The sequence below is a fragment of the Guptibacillus hwajinpoensis genome (genome assembly GCF_005144865.1).
In the GTDB taxonomy this organism is placed as follows: Bacteria; Bacillota; Bacilli; order Bacillales; family Guptibacillaceae; genus Guptibacillus; species Guptibacillus hwajinpoensis_A.
Map to the genome: position 1 here is coordinate 128,581 of NZ_SWFM01000002.1, position 20,862 is coordinate 149,442.

Genomic DNA, 20,862 nt, shown 5'->3' on the forward strand with positions numbered 1-20,862 from the left:
AGGAATATGACAAGAAGGTGAGACACCAAAAAAGCAATTCATGTTCAAAAAAACGAGAAAAATCCCCTCTGAAATGCTCAGAGGGGATGACCTATTTAAACATATAAAAACTGTGTAAGACGTTCTTTCGGAAGATGAGTTCCAACGTAGAAGCTACCGAATTCACCGAAACGTGCACTCACTTCATCAAAACGCATTTCGTAGACAAGCTTCTTAAATTGAAGGACATCGTCAGAGAATAGCGTAACGCCCCATTCCCAATCGTCGAAGCCAACAGATCCAGTAATGATCTGCTTAACTTTACCAGCATAGCTACGACCGATTAGGCCGTGGCTTCGCATCATGTCGCGACGCTCGTCCATCGGAAGCATGTACCAGTTATCATTTCCTTCACGTTTCTTGTTCATTGGGTAGAAACAAACGTAAGGTGCTTCTGTTAATTCTGGCTTCAGACGAGCCTGAATACGTGGATCGTTATCAGGATCGCTGTCTTTGCCAGCCATGTAGTTGCTGAGTTCCACAACCGATACATATGAGTATGTCGGAATCGTATATTCAGCGAAAGTTGTTTTATTAAAAGCGTTCTCGATTTCATTTAATTCTTCCATAGTCGGGCGCAGGAGCATCAACATAAAGTCTGCTTTCTGACCAACGATGGAATAAAGAGCGTGACTACCTTGCTTATGGCCTGCTGTTACTTCCCATTTCTCAAGGAAAGTAAGAAACTCATTAATCGCTTGTTCACGTTCATCGCTTGAGAGCTGTTTCCATGCCGTCCAGTCCATGCTACGGAAGTCATGAAGGCAATACCAGCCATCAAGAGTTACTGCTGCTTCATTCATATCTGATTCACTCCTTATCATTTATCCCACCCTTAAGTGGCAGTAAACCCCCACCTACGCAGTTTCATTAAGACGTTAAAGTACGGGTCAACTGCCCCTAAAGGTCCGATTGGTTCAACTAACCATAAGAGGGGATAAAGCACTGCCCGCTCTTATGGAAGTTTCACTTTATCCACTACCTACTATACCAATACTTCTTCCTCTTTAAAAGCGATCGAGGATGACGATTCCATGAAACTTGAGGTGGATGAAGTGTTTCTAACTTACTTAATATTGCGGGTTATTTTTTAACGGTATTGTTGCATGGTGGATAGTGCAGGATAAGTTTGAGGCAATTTCGTAATAATCTCTCCATTGAAGAGGCTATAAAAGACTAATTCTTAAATGATTGTTGTTTTTAAAAGAAGTTTTGTAAAAAAGAGCCACACTTAGCTGATTGGAGCGGAAGATGCTCGACTCCTGCGGGACTAGCGGGACAGGTGAGACCCCACAGGCACGACTAAAGCGTGCCGAGGAGGCTCACCGCCCGCCCTGCGGAAAGCGAGCATCTGGAGCGGAAATCAACCACACTACGAAATCAGTAGTCAGAAAAATAGAACTTTTACATGCAAAGGTTTACATTACCGGATTTATTTTTGTTTTAAGGGAAAAAGGAGTATCGTATGGGATGGATATTAAATAAATGAGGTGAATACAATGAGTGATCTATTTACAAACATGAAAGACCAAGTAAAATCTGGTTACCCGACAATCGTTTTTCCTGAAGGGACAGATGAGCGCGTTCTAGCTGCAGCAAATCGTCTCGCAGAAGATGGTATTCTTAAACCAATCGTAATTGGTGGGGAAGAAGCTGTTAAAGATAAGGCATCAAGCTTAAGTCTTGAATTGCACAGTGATCTTGTGATTATGGATCCTGCAACATACGGAGAGATGGACGCACTTGTGGAATCATTTGTTGAACGTCGTAAAGGCAAAGCAACAACTGAACAGGCACAAGAAATCCTTCTTAATGTGAACTACTTTGGCACAATGCTTGTTCACACTGGCAAGGCAGATGGTCTTGTAAGCGGTGCTGTACACTCAACTGGTGATACAGTACGCCCAGCTCTACAAATCATCAAAACAAAAGAAGGCATCAAGAAAACATCAGGTGCATTCGTAATGGTTAAAGGCGATGAGAAGTATGTATTCGCTGATTGTGCGATTAATATTTCTCCTGACAGCAACGACCTAGCTGAAATCGGTCTTAGCAGTGCTGAAACAGCAAAAATGTTTGGCATTGAGCCAAAAGTAGCGATGCTAAGCTTCTCAACAAAAGGATCAGCTAAATCTCCTGAAACTGAAAAAGTAGAAGAAGCAACGCGAATTGCTAAAGAAATGGCTCCTGATCTTGTTATTGATGGCGAATTCCAATTCGACGCTGCCTTCGTACCAGAAGTAGCTCAGAAGAAAGCTCCTGATTCTCCACTTAAAGGAGAAGCAAATGTATTTGTGTTCCCGAGTCTTGAAGCGGGTAACATTGGGTACAAAATGGTTCAACGCCTCGGTGGATACGAAGCGGTTGGCCCGGTTCTTCAGGGTCTGAATAAGCCGGTTAACGATCTATCACGCGGTTGTAGCGAAGAAGATGTGTACAAGCTAGCATTGATTACAGCGATGCAAAGCTTATAAGTAGAAGCAAAACCCCCGAAGGATTTCCTTCGGGGGTTTTCGTTACTAAGCAAGTGCTTTTTCATTGCGGGTGAAAACGCGCTGATAATTATAGTCATAGAGAGATAGTTCTGAGATGGATAGGTGTTCAGTAGTCATTGAATCTGCATACGTTTTTAACGTTTTAAGGGTTTGCATCATCAAATCACTTACAGTAAGTTCTTCCCCGATAAGCTCACTTAATGAGGCCATCGTTTCAGGTACAATTTCTGGATATGTGAATTTTGTTGGCTCTCCGTTAACAGCTCGTTTATAGAACTCCTGAATGACACTCGCTCGTTCAGACCCACTCCCATCAACACATAAGTAGACTTGAACGGCGACGCCACCTCGCAATCTTCTCTGAGATATACCAGCGAATTTACGGCCATTGATGCTAAGGTCATACCTTCCAGGACAGTAAGACCCGACAATTTCTCGATCTTCAATTGTCACGTTATATGGCGCGAGAATGTGCTGGACGAAATCCACCATCGCTTCATAGCCCGTATCGATATCAATTTGCTGCTGTTTCTCGGCAAAGACGAGAGAAAGATTCAAGACACCTGCATCGAGAACGACAGCAAGGCCTCCTGAATTTCGAACAATCACTCGATACCCAAGTTCTTTCAAATAACGAACACCCTCATCAAAAAAAGGAAGGCGCGTATCTTGTATTCCTAGTACAATGGTATTATGGTGAACCCATGAACGCATGATCGGTGGCGAATCGCCACTTCCTGCTGAATTGCAAAGCGTATCGTCCATGGCGAAAGATTGTAGCGCATCAAATGATGGACCAAGTGTCGATTGATCAATGATCCGCCATTTTGGCTGGAATAGTATGGAATCGTTCGTCATAATTTTATCCCTTCTTCTGTAGCTAATCGTTTTCTATTATAGCATGATGAAAAAAACAATCATAAGACATCTTCCGACAGTATTTCCCGGGTGATGACATGAAAAAGTTGGATCTAAAGGGTTTAAAAAGTCATCCTTTTTTCCTATTTAATACAAAAAAGCTTCTATAAAACTTTGGTTTTAAAGGCTATTTTCTAGGTTGCGAAAAAAAGGAAATTGCGAGAATTGTCTAAAATGATATAATGGGAATTACGGTAGTTTCGAGTTAGCTAGTTAGCGGGTATAGTTAGCAAAGAATTGGAAAGGTATGTAAGAGCTTTCATATAAGACTGATAAGATATGAACAATTGCATAGTGTAGGACTTCCATTAATGGTGGTTCAACCAATCTCACTTCTAGAGGTAGTCAATCTTCATCTGTGATGAATGTATGACTGCCACTTCATGGTGGATTAAACGTCGATTGGACGAAAGGGGACGTGTTTATGAAGTTAACGGTTAAAATTATTGCAGGTCTGGTTTTAGGTATCCTAGTTGGTGTCATCTTTAATCTTTTCGCACCGGATGCATTTGCACCTGTCGATAAGTATCTATTTGGTCCTGTGGGACAGATATTTCTTAACTTAATTAAGATGCTAGTTGTACCAATCGTATTCTTCTCTATCGTTGTAGGTACGGCTGGAATAAGCGATCCGAAGAAGCTAGGCCGTATGGGAGGAAAGACAGTAGGCTTTTTCCTTATTACAACTACGATTGCGATTTCAATTGCTATGGCACTTGCTTACTTAATTAAGCCAGGTGTTGAAGGTTCCTTCTCAGGAAACGCTGATTTCGAAGCGCAAGACGCGCCACCTGTTTTGGACACCATTATAAACATCATTCCAACTAATCCTGTTCAAGCACTTGTTGAAGGGAATATGCTTCAAATTATTGCATTTGCTATTTTCATAGGTTTTGCTCTTGCTATTCTAGGAGAGAAAACAAAAGCGTTAAGGGATTTGTTTGAACAAGGTAATGACGTAATGATGTATCTTGTTAAAATTATCATGGAAACAGCTCCCTATGGTGCATTTGCCCTTATCGCATCTGCTGTTGGCGGACAGGGTAAAGAAGCACTTCAATCCATGGGGATGTATTTCCTTGTTGTTCTTGGTGCTTTACTCATTCATTTTCTTTTCACATATGGTAGTGCAATCTATTTCTTATGTAAAGAGAATCCTATTAAATTCTATAAAGCTTTTGCTCCAGCGATGGCTGTTGCATTCAGTACATCATCAAGTAGTGGTACACTTCCTGTATCGATGAAAACCGCACAGGAAAACCTGAAAATCCCTAAGCAAATCAGTAGTTTTGTTCAGCCACTTGGCGCTACAATTAACATGGACGGAACAGCGATCATGCAGGGTGTAGCAACCATTTTTATCGCTCAAATTACCGGTGTAGACTTAACATTTACTCAATTAATCATCGTTGTAATCACAGCAACGCTTGCTAGTATTGGTACAGCAGGTGTACCGGGTGTAGGACTTATTATGCTTGCGATGGTTCTTAAGCAAGTTGGCCTTCCGGTCGAACCAATCGGCCTTATCCTTGCCGTTGACCGTTTGCTTGATATGACTCGTACGGCTGTTAATATCACTGGTGATGCTGCAGCTGCTATGTACATTACAAAATCAGAAGAAAAGCGCGAAGGAAAAGAAGTTAAGTCAGTTCTTTAATGATCATGTAGGCTCATTTTAAACAGAGCTGCATTGAAAGCTAGAACAAAGAATTATTCCATTCTTTCGTAATACCCGACAATCATGAACCTTCTCCCATTTGGTGAAAACCGTAAAGGGGGAAGGTTTTCATTTACCATTACCTGTTATATAATTAAGGGATGAATTTGACGGAAGGAGTCCATCGTAGAAATGCTCGAACGATTAAGCGAAGAAAAAGTATTCAAAGACCCTGTCCACCGCTATATCCATGTCCGGTACCGTTTAATCTGGGAGTTAATTGGTACGAAAGAATTCCAGCGTTTACGTAGAGTAAACCAACTTGGAACAACGTATCTAACATTTCACGGTGCAGAGCATAGTCGCTTCAGCCATTCACTTGGTGTATATGAAATTGTAAGGCGCATTAACGAAATCTTTTCTCAATATGATAGCTGGGACGAAGAAAACAGGTTGCTAAGTATGTGTGCTGCTCTGTTGCACGATGTCGGTCATGGCCCATTTTCACACTCTTTCGAGAAAGTGTTTAATCTAGATCATGAAGATTTTACACGCATGGTTATTCTTGGTGATACGGAAATTAACCAGGTACTGCGAAAGGTAAGTGATAGCTTCCCAGAAGAAGTGGCAGATGTCATTGCCAAGACACATACGAACAAACTTGTGGTTAGTTTAATTTCGAGCCAGATTGATGCGGATCGAATGGACTACCTATTGCGCGATGCTTATTTCACAGGCGTGAGCTATGGGCATTTTGATATTGAGCGGATCTTGCGAGTGATGCGCCCAGGTGGCGATCAAATTGTGATTAAGCAAAGTGGTATGCATGCTGTAGAAGACTATATTATGAGTCGGTATCAGATGTATTGGCAAGTCTATTTCCATCCTGTTACGCGAAGTGCGGAAGTGATTCTAAGCAAGATTCTTCACAGAGCGAAAAAGTTGTATGCTGAAGGGTATGCGTTCAAACAGGAACCCATTCACTTTTATTCTCTGTTTAAGGAAGACATTAGTCTCGAAGATTTCCTTAAGCTTGATGACTCTGTCGTAAAGTTCTATTTCCAGATCTGGCAGGAAGAAGATGATGCGATTCTTCGAGATCTATGTGAACGATTTATGAATCGCCGTCTGTTTAAGTACATTGAATTTAATCCAATGCAAATGAATGCGTGGAGAGAACTCTACGATTCCTTTAAAGAAGCAGGAATCGATCCTGATTATTATCTTGAAGTAGATTCTTCTTCAGATTTGCCATACGATTTCTATCGCCCGGGTGAGGAAGAAGAACGTCTACCAATTCACCTGCTTAAGCCAGGTGGCGACTTGCGTGAGCTCTCACGTGAATCTGAAGTGGTTGAAGCGATTTCTGGAAAGAAACGCACAGATCATAAACTTTATTTTCCTCAAGATTTAATTCTTGAAGGAAAATCTGATGCTACTCGTCGTATTAAGTCATTGCTTAATCTAAATTAGCTGTTCAAAAAGAAGTGCAGCCCCTGGAATGAAGTTCGCTTCCGCTACAGGTTATGCGTTATAGAATAAGAAAGCTTTTTGGACAACCTGTAAAAAGTACATGGGAGGGGTGCAGGTTGCTAGAAGATCACGCGAAAGTGATAGCTGTGTTGAAGGAAGCCGGAGAAGTCATTGGACGTAAGAAATTGCAGAAAGTAGTCTACATCTGCAAAAAACTGCAATTGCCATTTAACGAGAAATATCAATTCCATTTCTATGGGCCGTACTCAGAAGAACTAACACTTCGGGTTGAAGAGCTTTGTAACCTTGGACTTGTAACAGAAGTGAAGGAAAGCAAAGGCGGATATTATCAATATAAGTATACAGTGACAAACGAAGGAAGCGAATTCCTCAGTCATTTTGAGTTCGACATGCCGGAACTTAGTGAATGTATTCCTGAGATTAATAGCCAGAGCTCCCGCTTTCTTGAGCTCGTTTCTACAATTCTATTTTTTGATCGATTAACGAAGACGGAAGTGATTGAGAAGGTTCGTACGATCAAAAGTAAACAGAATTATTCAGATACAGAGATCGATCAAGCTTATTCCTTTATGGAGAAGCTTGGTTGTTAATAGATTGAACCGGAAAAAGGTTACAATAAAGTACCGGGTTCTGGTTTCGAGAGCAAAACTTAAAATTACACATAAAAAAGAGCACCAAATCGCATAGATTTTGGTGCTCTTTTTTTGTCAAAATATCTTATTATCTTCAGTTGGTATATTAAATCGTACTTAAAAAGGGGTTTTACAAAACTGTTCAAATGAGGTCCTCCGGGGGCTGACCGCCTGCACCAGAAAAGTGAGCATCCTTCAGTGGAATTCCCTAACACTTTTAAAGCAACAATGTCTACAAAAGACTCTTTTCTAAAAGGCTATTGCTTTTGTTGTATAAAGAACCTCACTTAGCTAATTGGAGCGGAAGGGTGCTCGACTCCTGCGGGACTAGCGGGACAGGTGAGACCCCACAGGCACGCCCCGCGGAAAGCGAGCACCCTGTAGCGGAAATCAACCACCACTTTTATCGCAACAATGTCTACGATTAGAGACCTTTAGATAGATACCTTTGTCTCACTTTGAGAATTCGTCCTGTTAAACTCCAATTTTGAAAGTACGAGTCCACTAATAGTAAGTAAGGATATCATTAAAAGAGAGAATAAAAGAGTGCTAATATATGGAATGATAAGCTCGCGAACTTCAGGTAAAGAGCCTGCCATCATGAAAACGAGTGAGAAGGAAGCAGTGGTATGGAACGCGATACCTGTCGATAGAGCAACCGTTTCTTTTGATTCAAGCAGGGCAGGAAGCCAAAACGTCGAAAGTAAGTAATAGCCAATTATGACACTTAGCAAACTAATGAAGCCTGCTAATGATGTATGACTATATCCGCCTGCTGTCAGAATGAGTATGTAAATAAGCGAGCCAATGATTCCAAGTACGCTTCCGATCATTCCTGGTTCATAAAGTAATTTCTTCAACATATTTCCACCTTCTTTACAATTGTTTCGAGTTCATTACAATTAATACCCGTTTGAAGAATAGTATAATCGTTCACTAGGATCAGAATTTGCGGAAAAAGGTCGTGGGAATTTGAAGTTTTTGTCGAATGAGAAAAAGGGTTCAAAAGTCATGTGTTTGAGTAGGTTCCTTCTTTAACTGCTAAACAGGTTTTTAATTTTAATACCTGTTAGTGACCCTAATTTGTAAATATACTGCTAACCAGATGACTAGTCCGACAGTAATTACTTTAATAATGGAGGAAGAAAATGAACGCTTATGACTATTCAATATATATCGCTACGACACCTGAAAAGCTTTGGAAAGCTTTAACCAGTGGTGAATGTACTAAAAACTATTTCTTTGGAATGGAAGTTCAATCTTATTGGAAAGAAGGTTCAAAGGTAACCTTTTTAAGGAAGAATGGTGAGGTTGATGGGGAAGGTGAAGTTGTAACGTCTGAGCCTTATGAAAAGCTTACGTTTACGTGGGATCATCCAGACGTTGAACGAGATGAGCCATCCATCGTTACGTTTAAAATGAAGAAGTTAGACGAGGCAGTTAAACTTACGCTCGTTCACGAGAATATTGTTGCGGACGATTTTTGTGATGAAGAGGACACCTTTAGAGGCCTTAACAATGGTTGGCCAGCCATATTGAGTAATCTTAAAAGTTATTTAGAAACAGGAAAGACCTTATCACCAATGAACATATAAAAACAAGTCGCAGCTCGCTTCGAAATGGATTGAGCTGCGACTTGTTTTTATAGTTAGGATTAAGGTCCAAACGTACCAATAACAGAATTAGCCCACCGAACGGCTTCGAAATAATCTTTTTGTAAATCATCCATTGAAATATTGACTTTAAATAGCATGAGATCAACAGATTTCCAGTCACAACGTTCGATCGCTTTTACTAATTTAAGCACATGTGCATAGATTGAGGAGTGATTTTCATCAAGTAACGCATCCTTTATATGATCCTCAATAGGCAAGTCTACTAGAATATTACTGATTGGTCGTTGAAGAATGCATTCGAGAAGCGAGAACATTCCTATGAATGAAGCGTCACTCGGATTGATACGAATTTTCCTAGCAATTCGTTCTGACAATCTTGAGCGAATAAGAGACAGCTGGATAACTTTTGAAGATTCATTTGTTTCTTTCGTAAGCATTAAAATCATGATCCATTTCTTCACTTCAAATAACCCAAGTAACACAATCGCCTGTCTAATGTTGCTTACCTTTACGGGTAGCCCAAGAGAATTAATGAGGCGAAGTAGTTTATAAGAAAGAGCAAGATCTCGCTCAACGAGTTCAGAGACTAAGCTTATATTAGGAACAGGTTGGTTAATTTCCTCAAGCATTTTGACGTACTGTTGAGGCATTGGTTTGATATCTTTTGTTGAGAGAATGACTGGTTTACTAAAAAAGTATCCTTGAAAAAGCACATAACCGAGCTCTTTCGCTTCATCAAACTCTTCGAGCGTTTCTACTTTTTCAGCAAGAAAAGTGATTGGTAAGTGGTTAAATTGCTCCACAATTTCCAGTCGCTTTTGCTTTGAGGTATCCATGAAGTCTACTTTAATAATGTCGATTAAATCGATGATCTTCTCGTAGTTGCTCATGTCAGTCACATCATCGAGCGCAAGTTTATATCCTAATCTTTTAAGCTTATAACATGCAGCAATAACGTTTTCCGTTATGTTAACCGATTCTAGTATTTCTACAATGATTGTTTCAGGCGAAAAGAAGGTAGGCACCTCGTCTAGCAACAGTTTTTCTGTAAAATTAATAAAACAACGCTTTTGATCTGATAAATGATTAAGACCAAAACTTAAATAGGAATTAGAAATAACAGTTGCGGTAGCCTGCGTACCATCAAATCCTTGATACGCGTTTCTGTCGCTTGATCGATGAAGCAATTCATAACCATACAAATCTTTATCGACTGTTAAGATAGGCTGACGTCCTATAAATGCTTCCATATGTACCCTCCAAAGGTCCCGTAGATATTCTATCTATAAGTATAAACAAGATGGCAAAAAATTCAATTTAAATTTTCTTTGTTGGAGGAACCTACTGATCTGCTTTTTAGACACAAAAAAAGTTCTGCTCTTATGAAAGAGCAGAACGTGTTATTACGCATGTGGTAGAAATGCGAGTTGATAGAAGAAAAGAACAGCGAAAAGATAGAGCAGTGGATGAACTTCGCGCCATTTTCCCTTAACAATTTTAAGAATCGGATAAGTAATGAAACCAAGCGCAATACCTGTTGCGATACTAGCTGTAAGTGGCATCGTCAAGATAATTAGGAAAGCAGGAAATGCCTCATCAAATTCGGTCCAGTCGATTTTGCCGACAGCTCCGATCATCAAGCTTCCGACTATAATAAGCGTCGGGGCAGTGATTGCTGCAAGACCTGATAGCGAGCCAACAAGTGGACCGAAAAATGCTGATACGATGAATAAGGCAGCAACAACGACGGATGTTAAGCCTGTTCTACCTCCAGCAGCAACGCCTGATGACGATTCGATGTAGGCGCTTGTTGGGCTAGTTCCAAAGATCGCTCCGATCGTCGTACCAATTGAGTCAGCAAGTAGTGCCTGACGAGCACGCGGCATCTTCTTGCCCTTCATTAAGCCAGCTTGTTCAGCAACACCAACCATTGTTCCAGTGGTATCAAATAATGTAACTAGTAAGAACGAGAACACAACAGCGTAGAGTCCATATTCAATCATATCTTTGATCGCTTGAAGTGGGCTACCAAAGATGAAGAATTCAGGTGCACTTGGCGTGTTCATAAAGCCATCTTTAAATTCAAGCTGTCCTGTGAAAACAGCAATAAGGGCTGTTATAATCATACCGAAGAAAAGCGCTCCAGGCACATTACGTGCCATCAGGATCAGTGTGATGATCAATCCAGATAGTGCAAGAATGACCGCTGGTGAATGCAAATCGCCAAGTCCAACAAGGTTCTCTTTATCCGCAACAATAATACCTGTCATGCGAAGTCCGATAAACGCGATGAAAAGACCGATACCTGCTGTAATTCCGAGCTTTAGATTAGTGGGAATTGCTTCAATCAGCTTTTCACGGAAAGGTGTTAATGAAAGAATGATGAAAAGCAGTCCAGCGATAAAGACGGCTCCAAAAGCTACTTGGTAAGAGACGCCGCTTTGTCCACCAACAACTGAGAAGGCAAAGTAAGCATTCAAGCCCATGCCGGGTGCAATAGCAATTGGATAGTTAGCGAATAATCCCATCCATAGTGTACCTACAACAGCTGCAATGATGGTTGCGATAAATACCGTATCGAACGGTACGCCTGTTGACGAGAGGATAATTGGGTTTACGATGACGATATATACCATTGTCAGGAACGTAGTCAGTCCTGCAAGGAATTCTGTTTTAACGTTAGTTCCATTCTCTTTTAATCTAAAAAAGGAGTTAAACATGATAATACCTCCAATAAATACGAACATTTTTTTGGCACAAATACTATAATATTCGTAAACGACTCTTTTGACAAGAGGGAATTTGTCATGAGCTGCTATATCAGTCACGAAAGCTACTGGATGAATACAATGGATTAATTGTGATAAAATGATAACGGAGATTTGTGATTGAAGGAGGTAGAGAATAATGGCAAACGAAGAAGAGAAAAAGCCGAAAAAGAAGCCTTCAACAGGCTTTAATATTCTAAGCGGTGACTCGACGGATGGGCACGGCGGATATGGCGTTGGTACAATAAACCTTGATAACGTGTCGCCTGTTATTATTGACCCAACAACAGACGAGATATATGTGGACGTTGGTGCACTTCATGCAAGAAGCGCTCTTGAGAAACGGAAGAAGCTTGTGAAGACTCGTGAAGAAGTACCCGATGGACATACGGCATGGATTGTTTGGGTAACGCTGCAAAGAACTGAGGATGGTCCTCACTATTACGGAATTGGAGCATGTGAGTTCTTTCTTAACGCTGAAGCGAAACGCGCTTGGAAAAGCATGCCTGAACACGTAAACAACATGGATAAATCCATGAAAGGTAAAGTTGTGGTTGACCACATGGATGCCAAATCCAAAAAGATGCTACGTGATTATTTAATTGAATTTGATAAAGATGTGTATGAGCGTTCAAGTGATGAAGTAAAACTGGGACTTCAAGACTAACTTTAATTTGTTTTTTGAATATATGATAAAAGGTCTTGAGGTTTTAGAAAACTGAGCGTAAACTTATTTATACGCAACACATATAGCTAGGACCCAAAACGGCCCGAGGAATCTTTCCTCGGGCTGTTCTGGTTATTGAAATAATAACGCTTACAAGCTGAAGAACTGTTTCTATGAGGACGTTGTTTGAAGAGAGGTTGGTTTTGAAAAAGAACCACATTTAGCTGATTGGAGTGGAAGGATGCTCGACTCCTGCGGGACTAGCGGGACAGGTGAGACCCCACAGGAGCGTTAGCTACGAGGAGGCTCACCGCCCGCCCCGCGGAAAGCGAGCATCCTGGAGCGGAAATCAACACTTTATCGAAACAAAGCCCAGAAAAAACACAGAAAGGATGAGTGTGATGTGGAAACAGATTCCTAGAGAGAAAAAGAAAGAGCTAGTCGAGCGAATTCAGTCTTATTTCTATGACGAGCGTGATGAAGAAATCGGTGAGCTTGCTGCAGAGAACTTTCTACATTTTATTATGTCAGACATAGGCCCAACACTTTACAATGCTGGTATCTCAGATGCGATCTCGATGACAGAACAAAAATGGATGAGCATTGAACAGGATCTAGAAGCCCTTAAGAAATCTGAGGTAGGAAGATAATAACGGACGCCATTTGGCGTCCGTTATGACTATCTAATCCAATGGAAAAATCGATCGAGAAGTCCTTTGTGGGTTTTTCTATCTTCTTCAGTAGCTCCTCCTGGATGATCTGCGCAGTGCTCGTGTGGTTCGGTTCCTTCTATATAATAAGTTAGACGTTTGGTTGGGCAATTTTCACTTGCGAGTAAACCAGTTTGCGGGTCAATATCCACAGCAATGACATTTTTGGGAGGCTCGAAATCAAGAACTTCTTCCCCCTCTAGTGCATCCTCTATGAAATTTGCCCAAATCTTCTTAGCATATAATCCGTCGTTACGATAATTTAACTTCTCACCTTTATCATATCCAACCCATACAGCAGTGGTAAGTTGCGGTGTGAATCCAACCATCCAGCTATCGGTTGATGTCGTACCTGTTTTGGCTGCTGCTGGACGTGTTAGCAAATGGTCTATTCCTGAACCTGTTACACGTGTGTAGTCGTTCAATGATTCATCGAAAATTCCTTTCATCATATCCGTTGTGACGAAGGCAACTGCTGGATCTAGAATGAGTTCAGATTGGGACTCATGCTGATAAATCACTTTCCCATCTCGGTCCGTTACTTTCTCGATATAGTGCGGTGTAACACTATTCCCGCCGTTCGCAAGCATACTGTAGGCGTCAGCCATTTCCAACATACCGACTGGCTTTGTTCCAAGTGCAAGAGATGGAATAGGAGAGAGCTTACTTTTAATTCCAAAATCTTCTGCTGTCTTCACGAGCGTTTTTTCTTCGAGAAACATGTGTGTCTTCACTGCCACAATATTGTCTGAGAGCGCTAATGCTTGAGCAAGGGTGATCTCATCGTTTGCATACGCATCTCCGTAATTGTGCGGTGAGTATGTTTCTTTATCATTATCATAGTAGAACGTTGTTGGTTCACTTCGAACGAGAGTAGATGGTGTAAACCCATTTTTGATAGCCGCATAATAAAGAAGCGGTTTAAAAGTCGAACCAGGCGTACGCTTTGCCATTGTTGCGCGATTAAACTTACTTTCTTCGTAATCCCGCCCACCAATTAGTGCTTTTACTGCACCGGTTGTTGGCTCCATCGCTACAAGCGCCGCTTGAATGTTACTATCCTTGTCAATGCTTGAAGCAACCCATCGATCCGCCTTTTTTTGCATATCAGTATCAAGCGTCGTATAAACGTGAAGGCCACCTTGTTCAATTACCCGCTCATCAAGCGCTAGCTTTGATTTAAGTTCCTTTTTCACCTCTGCTGCAAAATAAGGAGCGATTTCTGGCTCGGTATCTTCATTAAATGCCTGCAAGGCCATGTTTTCTTGCAGAGCTTGCTGTGCTTCATCTTGATTTAATGAATGATTCGCTACCATTGCGTCAAGCACCGTTTCTTGACGATTCTTTGCGCGTTCCGCATTAGCATAAGGTGAGTAATAACCAGGGCCTTTTGGAACTCCCGCAAGCATCGCGGCTTCTGCAAGTGTAAGATCTTGAGCTGATTTACCGAAATATGTTCTTGCTGCCGATTCAATACCATATGATCCGTGACCATAATAGATTGTATTTAAATAACCTTCAAGAATATCTTTTTTGGAGTAATGAACCTCAAGTCGATAAGCATAGAAAGCTTCTACAGCTTTTCGTTTCCACGTCTTATCGTGCTCGAGAAAGAGATTACGCGCGTATTGCTGTGTAATCGTGCTTGCCCCTTGTACTTTTGCCATCGCTTTTAGATCAGCTAGGATCGCACCGCCAATTCGTTTGAAATCAAAACCAGAGTGAGTATAGAAATTCCGATCTTCAATTGCAATTGTCGCGTCAATCAAATTAGGTGAGATATCATCAAGTTTAACCCAATAACGATTTTGTCCTTCTTTATTGCTCTCATCTATAACGTTTTTATCATGATCATAATAAATCGTTGTTTGTGGCACCTGAATTTCTGGAGCGCCCATGATAACAGCTAGCAAATAAAGAGACCCGAATGAAACCCCAAGCAACACAATACCGATGATCATAAGTCTACCAAGAAGCATTCCCCAGCGTCTCCAATACTGGAATCGCTCTTCCTTAAGCCATTTCATGTGGTTCACCCCACATTCGTCGTTTTAAATCTAGTATGTGACAATCGCGAAACTCTTAAACGCTTAAATAGATAAACTTCTAACCAGTAGAGAAATATATTTGTCCAATTTGTGAATAGGATGAAGTAAGAGAGAACGTAAGCTTACTTTTATTTTGTTAGTAGGATTCTTATTGCCTAAAGAATGTGGGATACTTATTATTATTTTGCGCTAGGGGAGAGACGATAATGGAAATGATCATTGCGATTATTCTAGGTATTGTTGAAGGGTTAACAGAATTTCTACCCGTATCATCAACAGGTCATCTTATTTTGACTGGGTACTGGTTGGATTTCACAGGTGAAAGAGCTAAAACGTTTGAGATTGTCATTCAACTTGGGTCGATTCTTGCTGTTGTTGTCATGTATCGAAAGAGGTTTATTGATCTGCTTTCGCCAGGTAAAAAACAAGGTGGTTTGTCACTCGTTCACCTTATACTCGGAATGATTCCCGCTGTAGCGGCTGGATTTCTCCTCCACGGTTTTATTAAAACCTATTTATTCTCGCCTTACACAGTTGTCATTGGGTTAGTAGTAGGCGGTGTGTTAATGATTGTAGCTGATCTCAGGAAGCGTCCACCAATTAGCGCTAGTCTTGACGACCTCACGTTGCGCCAAGCTTTCTCGATTGGCCTGTTCCAATGCCTTGCTCTTTGGCCAGGGTTCTCTCGTTCAGGTGCCACCATCTCCGGTGGGGTATTACTTGGCACAAACCACAAAACAGCTGCAGAGTTTTCCTTTATTCTGGCTGTACCAATGATGGTTGCAGCAAGCGGATATGATTTATTGAAAAGTTATCAGTACTTAGCATTGTCTGATATACCTATATTCGCGACAGGGTTCTTTACAGCTTTTTTTGTGGCACTTTTTGCTATTGTAACATTTATCAAATTTATCGAACGCGTCCGCCTAATCCCATTTGCAATCTATCGATTCGTGCTTGCTCTTTTTGTATGGATGGTTCTTTTCTAAGGGGTATCCACGATATTTGAAGAAAATCTATTTTCGTTTCTAAAAGATTTTAGTTATTGAAGGCCTTTTGTTTAAAAAACCACTCAATATAGCTGATTGAAGCGGAAGGATGCTCGACTCCTGCGGGATTAGCGGGACAGGTGAGACCCCACAGGAGCGTTAGCGACGAGGAGGCTCACCGCCCACCCCGCGGAAAGCGAGCATCCTGGAGCGGAAATCCCCCATTTTTAATGAAAATATAAAATTCTCTTGCTTTTTATCGCGAGTCGACTATACTTTTCTTGTGCTTTGTTTAGATAGATTCTTTTGCAATATACTAATCCTGTTTGGACGAATGTGATTCGGGAACGGAGAAGTATAGCAGATTGAAATAGAGGAGTGGTTTAAATGGAATTATGGTATACAGAAAAACAAACAGAACGCTTCGGTATTACAGCTAAAATTAAACAAACGCTGCATACAGAGCAAACTGATTTTCAGCGTCTTGATATGATTGAAACAGAAGAATTCGGAAACATGCTCGTTCTTGATGGCATGGTAATGACAACTGAGAAAGATGAATTTGTCTATCACGAAATGGTTGCACACGTACCTCTTTTCACACACCCTAATCCAAAACATGTGCTTGTTGTTGGTGGCGGTGACGGAGGCGTTATTCGCGAAGTATTAAAGCATCCATCTGTTGAAAAAGCAACGCTTGTTGAGATTGATGGCAAAGTCATTGAATACTCTAAGAAATACCTTCCTTCGATTGCAGGAGCTCTTGAAGATGAGCGCGTTGAAGTGCTTGTTGACGATGGCTTTATGCACATTGCAAAGAGCGAAGGGGAGTATGATGTAATCATGGTCGATTCAACTGAACCAGTTGGACCTGCTGCTAAGCTTTTTGAGCGCGGATTCTATGAAGGCATCTCAAAAGCACTAAAAGAAGACGGTATTTTCGTTGCACAAACGGACAACCCTTGGTTTAAAGCCGATTTGATTTCTCAAGTATCAAGAGATGTAAGAGAAATTTTCCCGATTACTCGCGTTTATACAGCGAACATCCCAACTTATCCGAGTGGTCTATGGACGTTTACAATCGGTTCGAAACAGAATGATCCGCTTGAAGTCCCTGAAAGTCGCTTCCACGACATTGATACAAAGTATTATACAAAAGAGCTTCACACAGCATGCTTCGCGCTTCCTAAATTCGTACAGGATCTAGTGAAATAAGATGAGCATGAAATTCGATGAAGCTTATTCAGGTAATGTTTTTATTCTAAGCAATCCTTCTTTCGAGGATAGTAACGTGGTCATATACGGCATGCCAATGGACTGGACAGTAAGCTTCCGTCCTGGCTCTCGTTTCGGTCCGGGACGTATTCGTGAAGCTTCACTTGGACTTGAGGAATACAGTCCTTATGCAGATCGTCATCTTGAAGAGATTCGCTATTTCGATGCGGGCGATATTCCACTTCCATTCGGCAACCCAAAGCGGAGCATTGATATGATTGAAGAGTATATCGATTCATTGCTTGAAGCTGGTAAGTTTCCACTTGGAATGGGTGGCGAGCACCTTGTTACGTGGCCGATTCTTAAAGCTTTCCATAAGAAGTATGACGATCTTGCAGTCATTCATATTGATGCACATGCGGATCTTCGTGAGGAATATGAAGGGGAGCCGCTTTCTCACTCCACACCAGTTCGTAAAATTTGTGGGTTGATTGGTGCTGAGAATGTTTACTCGTTCGGCATCCGCTCTGGTATGCGTGAAGAATTCCAGTTCGCAAAAGAGTCCGGTATGCATATGCACAAATTCGAAGTGGCAGAGCCTCTTAAAAAGGTTCTTCCATCGCTTGAAGGACGCAATGTGTATGTGACGATCGACATTGATGTCCTTGATCCAGCGCATGCACCTGGGACAGGCACTGCAGAAGCTGGAGGCATTACGTCTAAAGAGCTTCTTGAGGCCATTTCAGCTATTTCCAACTCAGGTTTGAACGTGGTTGGTGCTGACTTAGTAGAGGTTGCACCTGCTTATGATCCATCTGAACAAACCCCAATCGCGGCAAGCAAATTTATGCGTGAGATGCTACTAGGCTGGACAGACAAGAAATAAAATTGTTCCGAGGCTGTATTCATTTTGAATACAGTCTCTTTTTTATTGGAAGAGTAGGGATATATTTCATTTAAGTCTAGCCCAAGCAATTGCCTTAAGCTTGTCGGGGGTGGACAAGCCACCTTCGCTTTTCTTATAATAAGAAAGTTAAAGCTTTAGTTAGGACGTGAAAGAATGAGTAGTGAGTTTGAATTAAAGATCGATTCCCGAATTGAGTCAGGGAATCAGAAAGATTCATCGAAACAAACAGTGAACGGAAGCATTGTTGAAAAGGGAGAGGCGCTTTATATACGCTATGAAGAGGACCTTGAAATTGGTAAGGTTTCAACGACTGTTAAAATAGATCAAGAACAAGTGACTGTCATTCGAAGGGGAGCTCTCTCGATGCGCCAACAGTTTGCACCTGGCCATGTATCAGAGTCTCTTTATAAAACGCCTTTTGGTTCTATGCCTATGCAGATTCGTACAGAACGTATTGAACAGCTAGTGGATCGTGAGAAGAACAAAGGACGTCTGACGCTTCGCTATTTACTATACCTTGAAGAAGATGAAACACAGCGGCATGAACTGACGCTAACCTGGAAAGGAGCAAGTCAATGAATAGTGTTGAACAAAAGAAAGAGCAGTTAAAAGAAGAAATTAAGCAGGCCGTCCTGAAGGCGAATCTTGCATCAGAAAGTGAGATTCCAGAAGTTATTCTAGAATCACCAAAAGATAAGGCACACGGTGACTATGCGACAAATATGGCGATGCAGCTAGCGCGAATTGCGAAGAAAGCGCCACGTGCGATTGCTGAGGATTTGAAAGCGAATCTTGATATGCAAAAAGCAGGCATTAAGCAAATTGATATTGCTGGACCTGGCTTTATTAACTTTTTCATGGATACAGCATATCTAACAGAACTCATTCCAACGATTCTTGATCATGGCAATGCGTACGGACGATCAGCAAATCGTAATGAGAAGATCCAGGTGGAGTTTGTATCAGCGAATCCAACAGGTAGCTTGCATTTAGGACATGCACGTGGAGCTGCTGTCGGAGATACGCTATGTAATATTCTTGATCGCGCAGGATATGATGTATCACGTGAATACTACATTAACGATGCGGGTAACCAGATTCATAACCTAACTGTTTCTTTAGAAGCACGTTACATGCAGGCGCTAGGAAAAGAAAAGGACATGCCTGAAGACGGCTACCAAGGTCAGGATATTGTTCAATTCGGTAAAGATCTTGTTGAAAAGGAAGGCGATCGCTTACTTCAGCTTGATGATAAGGAGCGCTATGCTTATTTCCGCGAATATGGTCTTGAGCGTGAGCTTGAGAAGCTCAAAAAAGATTTGAAGGAATTTGGCGTTGAATTCGACGTTTGGTTCTCTGAAACATCCCTTTACGCGTCGAGTAAAATTGATGATGTACTTGCGAAATTAAAAGACCGTGGTGAGACGTTTGAACAGGACGGCGCAACGTGGTTCCGATCAACAACTTACGGCGATGATAAAGACCGCGTACTAATCAAAGGCGATGGTTCATATACGTATCTAACACCAGATATCGCTTATCATCAGGATAAGCTTTCTCGTGGATTCGATAAGCTGATCAACATCTGGGGCGCTGACCATCACGGGTATATTCCAAGAATGAAAGCGGCTATTGAAGCGCTCGGTTACAAGCGTGAGCAGCTTGAAGTTGAAATCATTCAAATGGTTAACCTGTTTAAAGATGGCGAAAAAATGAAGATGAGTAAGAGAACAGGGAAAGCTGTTACCCTTCGTGAATTGATGGACGAAGTTGGCATTGACGCAATGCGCTATTTCTTCTCAATGAGAAGTTCAGACTCCCATCTTGATTTTGATATGGACCTTGCCGTATCACGTTCAAATGAAAACCCTGTTTATTACGTACAGTACGCACACGCTCGCGTATGCAGCATCCTTCGTCAGGGTGAAGAAATGGGCTTAACAGAAGACGCTGATCTTTCTCTTATTACATCTGAGAAAGAAATGGATCTCCTGAAGAAGCTTGGAGAGCTTCCTGAAGCAATCTCTGATGCGGCGGATAAGCGTATGACGCACCGCATTACAAACTATGCATTCGAACTTGCTGCAGCACTGCACAGTTTCTACAACGCCGAACGCGTGCTTGATTCTGAGGATCTTGCAAAAAGTGCAGCACGTTTCAAACTTATGAAAGCCGTGCGCCAAACGATTCAAAACACACTAGAAATTATTGGCGTAACAGCACCAGAAAAAATGTAACCAAAATCCCCTGTTGCAAGAGCAACAGGGGATTTTATTCGGTCACTTCCGGTTTTCAGATCTAGCTGCAGTGACCAGGTTCTCGATCGCTTTTCTTTATAAAAGATTGATGTTTTGTGAGGTGTTAGAAAAGCACACACTTAGCCGATTGAAGCGGAAGGAGCTCGACTCCTGCGGGACTAGCGGGACGAGTCCCACTGGAGCGGAAATCACTCCCAACTACTATAACGTAATTATGAAAAGCTTTTTATAGTCATTTCCTAATTCGGTCATACTTTAAGAAAGGAGCGATATAATGAAAACGATTTTGATTGCAACGTTAACTGGATTTATTGTTGGCTTGGTTTTTGCATTCTTAAAGCTACCGATTCCAGCTCCTCCGGCGTTTGCAGGAATTGCTGGGATTATGGGGATTTACCTTGGATTCAAAGCTTATGCCTGGCTCTCTGGATATTTATCACTTTAAGGAG

At 41.5% G+C, this 20,862-nt stretch carries 19 protein-coding genes; 13 read left to right on the plus strand and 6 right to left on the minus strand.

Translation table 11 applies throughout. The features are described 5' to 3' along the window. Positions 1-95: 95 nt before the first annotated feature. The gene (hemQ, locus tag FBF83_RS08045) at positions 96-842 is read right to left on the minus strand and encodes a hydrogen peroxide-dependent heme synthase (protein ID WP_136946655.1); all 747 of its coding nucleotides are present in this window, start codon (positions 840-842) and stop codon (positions 96-98) included. 696 nt (positions 843-1,538) lie between these two features. Here hemQ and pta point away from each other — a divergent pair. Next, on the plus strand, positions 1,539-2,513 hold the full coding sequence (gene pta / locus FBF83_RS08055; protein WP_136946657.1) for a phosphate acetyltransferase: 975 nt from the start codon (positions 1,539-1,541) through the stop codon (positions 2,511-2,513). Positions 2,514-2,558: 45 nt separating this feature from the next. Here pta and FBF83_RS08060 read toward each other — a convergent pair whose 3' ends face one another. Further along, a complete protein-coding gene (locus FBF83_RS08060) occupies positions 2,559-3,392 on the minus strand; it encodes a lipoate--protein ligase family protein (protein WP_136946658.1) in 834 nt (277 codons plus the stop codon). A 484-nt stretch (positions 3,393-3,876) separates the two neighbouring features. Between FBF83_RS08060 and FBF83_RS08065 the strand changes: the two genes are divergently transcribed. The 3 genes from FBF83_RS08065 to FBF83_RS08075 all read left to right on the plus strand — a co-directional run bounded on the left by FBF83_RS08065 (position 3,877) and on the right by FBF83_RS08075 (position 7,193). Further along, complete coding sequence (locus tag FBF83_RS08065; protein WP_136946659.1) at positions 3,877-5,109, plus strand: dicarboxylate/amino acid:cation symporter; 1,233 nt, start codon at positions 3,877-3,879, stop codon at positions 5,107-5,109. A gap of 192 nt (positions 5,110-5,301) precedes the next feature. After that, on the plus strand, positions 5,302-6,582 hold the full coding sequence (locus FBF83_RS08070; protein ID WP_136946660.1) for an HD domain-containing protein: 1,281 nt from the start codon (positions 5,302-5,304) through the stop codon (positions 6,580-6,582). 116 nt (positions 6,583-6,698) lie between these two features. After that, a complete protein-coding gene (locus tag FBF83_RS08075) occupies positions 6,699-7,193 on the plus strand; it encodes a YwgA family protein (protein WP_136946661.1) in 495 nt (164 codons plus the stop codon). Between the two features lie 476 nt (positions 7,194-7,669). On the opposite strand, the gene FBF83_RS08080 is transcribed toward FBF83_RS08075, so the two are convergent. After that, a complete protein-coding gene (locus tag FBF83_RS08080; RefSeq protein ID WP_136946662.1) occupies positions 7,670-8,095 on the minus strand; it encodes a hypothetical protein in 426 nt (141 codons plus the stop codon). Positions 8,096-8,383: 288 nt separating this feature from the next. Here FBF83_RS08080 and FBF83_RS08085 point away from each other — a divergent pair, with 288 nt between their 5' ends. After that, complete coding sequence (locus tag FBF83_RS08085) at positions 8,384-8,830, plus strand: SRPBCC family protein (RefSeq protein WP_136946663.1); 447 nt, start codon at positions 8,384-8,386, stop codon at positions 8,828-8,830. 59 nt (positions 8,831-8,889) lie between these two features. On the opposite strand, the gene FBF83_RS08090 is transcribed toward FBF83_RS08085, so the two are convergent. Next, complete coding sequence (locus FBF83_RS08090) at positions 8,890-10,101, minus strand: EAL and HDOD domain-containing protein (protein WP_136946664.1); 1,212 nt, start codon at positions 10,099-10,101, stop codon at positions 8,890-8,892. A gap of 153 nt (positions 10,102-10,254) precedes the next feature. Then, positions 10,255-11,571 (minus strand): NCS2 family permease, encoded by a 1,317-nt coding sequence (locus FBF83_RS08095; RefSeq protein ID WP_136946665.1) that lies wholly within the window; start codon positions 11,569-11,571, stop codon positions 10,255-10,257. A 187-nt stretch (positions 11,572-11,758) separates the two neighbouring features. On the opposite strand from FBF83_RS08095, the gene FBF83_RS08100 reads away from it, so the two are divergent. Further along, positions 11,759-12,286: a YwhD family protein gene (locus FBF83_RS08100; protein WP_136946666.1), complete on the plus strand. Its 528-nt coding sequence runs from the start codon at positions 11,759-11,761 to the stop codon at positions 12,284-12,286. A gap of 401 nt (positions 12,287-12,687) precedes the next feature. Next, entirely contained in the window at positions 12,688-12,936 is a 249-nt protein-coding gene (locus tag FBF83_RS08105; RefSeq protein ID WP_240688032.1) for a DUF2164 domain-containing protein, read from the plus strand. Positions 12,937-12,965: 29 nt separating this feature from the next. On the opposite strand, the gene FBF83_RS08110 is transcribed toward FBF83_RS08105, so the two are convergent. Next, the gene (locus FBF83_RS08110; RefSeq protein ID WP_136946668.1) at positions 12,966-15,023 is read right to left on the minus strand and encodes a transglycosylase domain-containing protein; all 2,058 of its coding nucleotides are present in this window, start codon (positions 15,021-15,023) and stop codon (positions 12,966-12,968) included. 224 nt (positions 15,024-15,247) lie between these two features. On the opposite strand from FBF83_RS08110, the gene bacA reads away from it, so the two are divergent. From bacA to FBF83_RS08140, 6 genes are all read left to right on the plus strand, one after another. Next, positions 15,248-16,033, plus strand: a complete 786-nt coding sequence (gene bacA, locus FBF83_RS08115) for an undecaprenyl-diphosphate phosphatase (RefSeq protein ID WP_136947143.1) — start codon at positions 15,248-15,250, stop codon at positions 16,031-16,033. A gap of 387 nt (positions 16,034-16,420) precedes the next feature. Beyond that, positions 16,421-17,248: a polyamine aminopropyltransferase gene (gene speE, locus FBF83_RS08120; RefSeq protein WP_136946669.1), complete on the plus strand. Its 828-nt coding sequence runs from the start codon at positions 16,421-16,423 to the stop codon at positions 17,246-17,248. 7 nt (positions 17,249-17,255) lie between these two features. Then, entirely contained in the window at positions 17,256-18,134 is an 879-nt protein-coding gene (gene speB / locus FBF83_RS08125) for an agmatinase (RefSeq protein ID WP_136947144.1), read from the plus strand. Positions 18,135-18,308: 174 nt separating this feature from the next. Further along, on the plus strand, positions 18,309-18,734 hold the full coding sequence (locus tag FBF83_RS08130) for a DUF1934 domain-containing protein (RefSeq protein ID WP_136946670.1): 426 nt from the start codon (positions 18,309-18,311) through the stop codon (positions 18,732-18,734). Then, a complete protein-coding gene (gene argS, locus FBF83_RS08135) occupies positions 18,731-20,392 on the plus strand; it encodes an arginine--tRNA ligase (RefSeq protein WP_136946671.1) in 1,662 nt (553 codons plus the stop codon). The genes FBF83_RS08130 and argS overlap by 4 nt, the downstream gene beginning before the upstream one ends. A 295-nt stretch (positions 20,393-20,687) precedes the next feature. Then, positions 20,688-20,858: a XapX domain-containing protein gene (locus FBF83_RS08140; protein WP_136946672.1), complete on the plus strand. Its 171-nt coding sequence runs from the start codon at positions 20,688-20,690 to the stop codon at positions 20,856-20,858. Positions 20,859-20,862 lie beyond the last annotated feature (4 nt).

What these genes read in the sequence shown, in the direction of transcription:
- hemQ (WP_136946655.1), bottom strand. Translation starts at nt 842, where the DNA reads ATGAATGAAGCAGCAGTAACTCTTGATGGCTGGTATTGCCTTCATGAC.
- pta (WP_136946657.1), top strand. Translation starts at nt 1,539, where the DNA reads ATGAGTGATCTATTTACAAACATGAAAGACCAAGTAAAATCTGGTTAC.
- FBF83_RS08060 (WP_136946658.1), bottom strand. Translation starts at nt 3,392, where the DNA reads ATGACGAACGATTCCATACTATTCCAGCCAAAATGGCGGATCATTGAT.
- FBF83_RS08065 (WP_136946659.1), top strand. Translation starts at nt 3,877, where the DNA reads ATGAAGTTAACGGTTAAAATTATTGCAGGTCTGGTTTTAGGTATCCTA.
- FBF83_RS08070 (WP_136946660.1), top strand. Translation starts at nt 5,302, where the DNA reads ATGCTCGAACGATTAAGCGAAGAAAAAGTATTCAAAGACCCTGTCCAC.
- FBF83_RS08085 (WP_136946663.1), top strand. Translation starts at nt 8,384, where the DNA reads ATGAACGCTTATGACTATTCAATATATATCGCTACGACACCTGAAAAG.
- FBF83_RS08090 (WP_136946664.1), bottom strand. Translation starts at nt 10,101, where the DNA reads ATGGAAGCATTTATAGGACGTCAGCCTATCTTAACAGTCGATAAAGAT.
- FBF83_RS08095 (WP_136946665.1), bottom strand. Translation starts at nt 11,571, where the DNA reads ATGTTTAACTCCTTTTTTAGATTAAAAGAGAATGGAACTAACGTTAAA.
- FBF83_RS08100 (WP_136946666.1), top strand. Translation starts at nt 11,759, where the DNA reads ATGGCAAACGAAGAAGAGAAAAAGCCGAAAAAGAAGCCTTCAACAGGC.
- FBF83_RS08105 (WP_240688032.1), top strand. Translation starts at nt 12,688, where the DNA reads ATGTGGAAACAGATTCCTAGAGAGAAAAAGAAAGAGCTAGTCGAGCGA.
- FBF83_RS08110 (WP_136946668.1), bottom strand. Translation starts at nt 15,023, where the DNA reads ATGAAATGGCTTAAGGAAGAGCGATTCCAGTATTGGAGACGCTGGGGA.
- speE (WP_136946669.1), top strand. Translation starts at nt 16,421, where the DNA reads ATGGAATTATGGTATACAGAAAAACAAACAGAACGCTTCGGTATTACA.
- speB (WP_136947144.1), top strand. Translation starts at nt 17,256, where the DNA reads ATGAAATTCGATGAAGCTTATTCAGGTAATGTTTTTATTCTAAGCAAT.
- FBF83_RS08130 (WP_136946670.1), top strand. Translation starts at nt 18,309, where the DNA reads ATGAGTAGTGAGTTTGAATTAAAGATCGATTCCCGAATTGAGTCAGGG.
- argS (WP_136946671.1), top strand. Translation starts at nt 18,731, where the DNA reads ATGAATAGTGTTGAACAAAAGAAAGAGCAGTTAAAAGAAGAAATTAAG.
- FBF83_RS08140 (WP_136946672.1), top strand. Translation starts at nt 20,688, where the DNA reads ATGAAAACGATTTTGATTGCAACGTTAACTGGATTTATTGTTGGCTTG.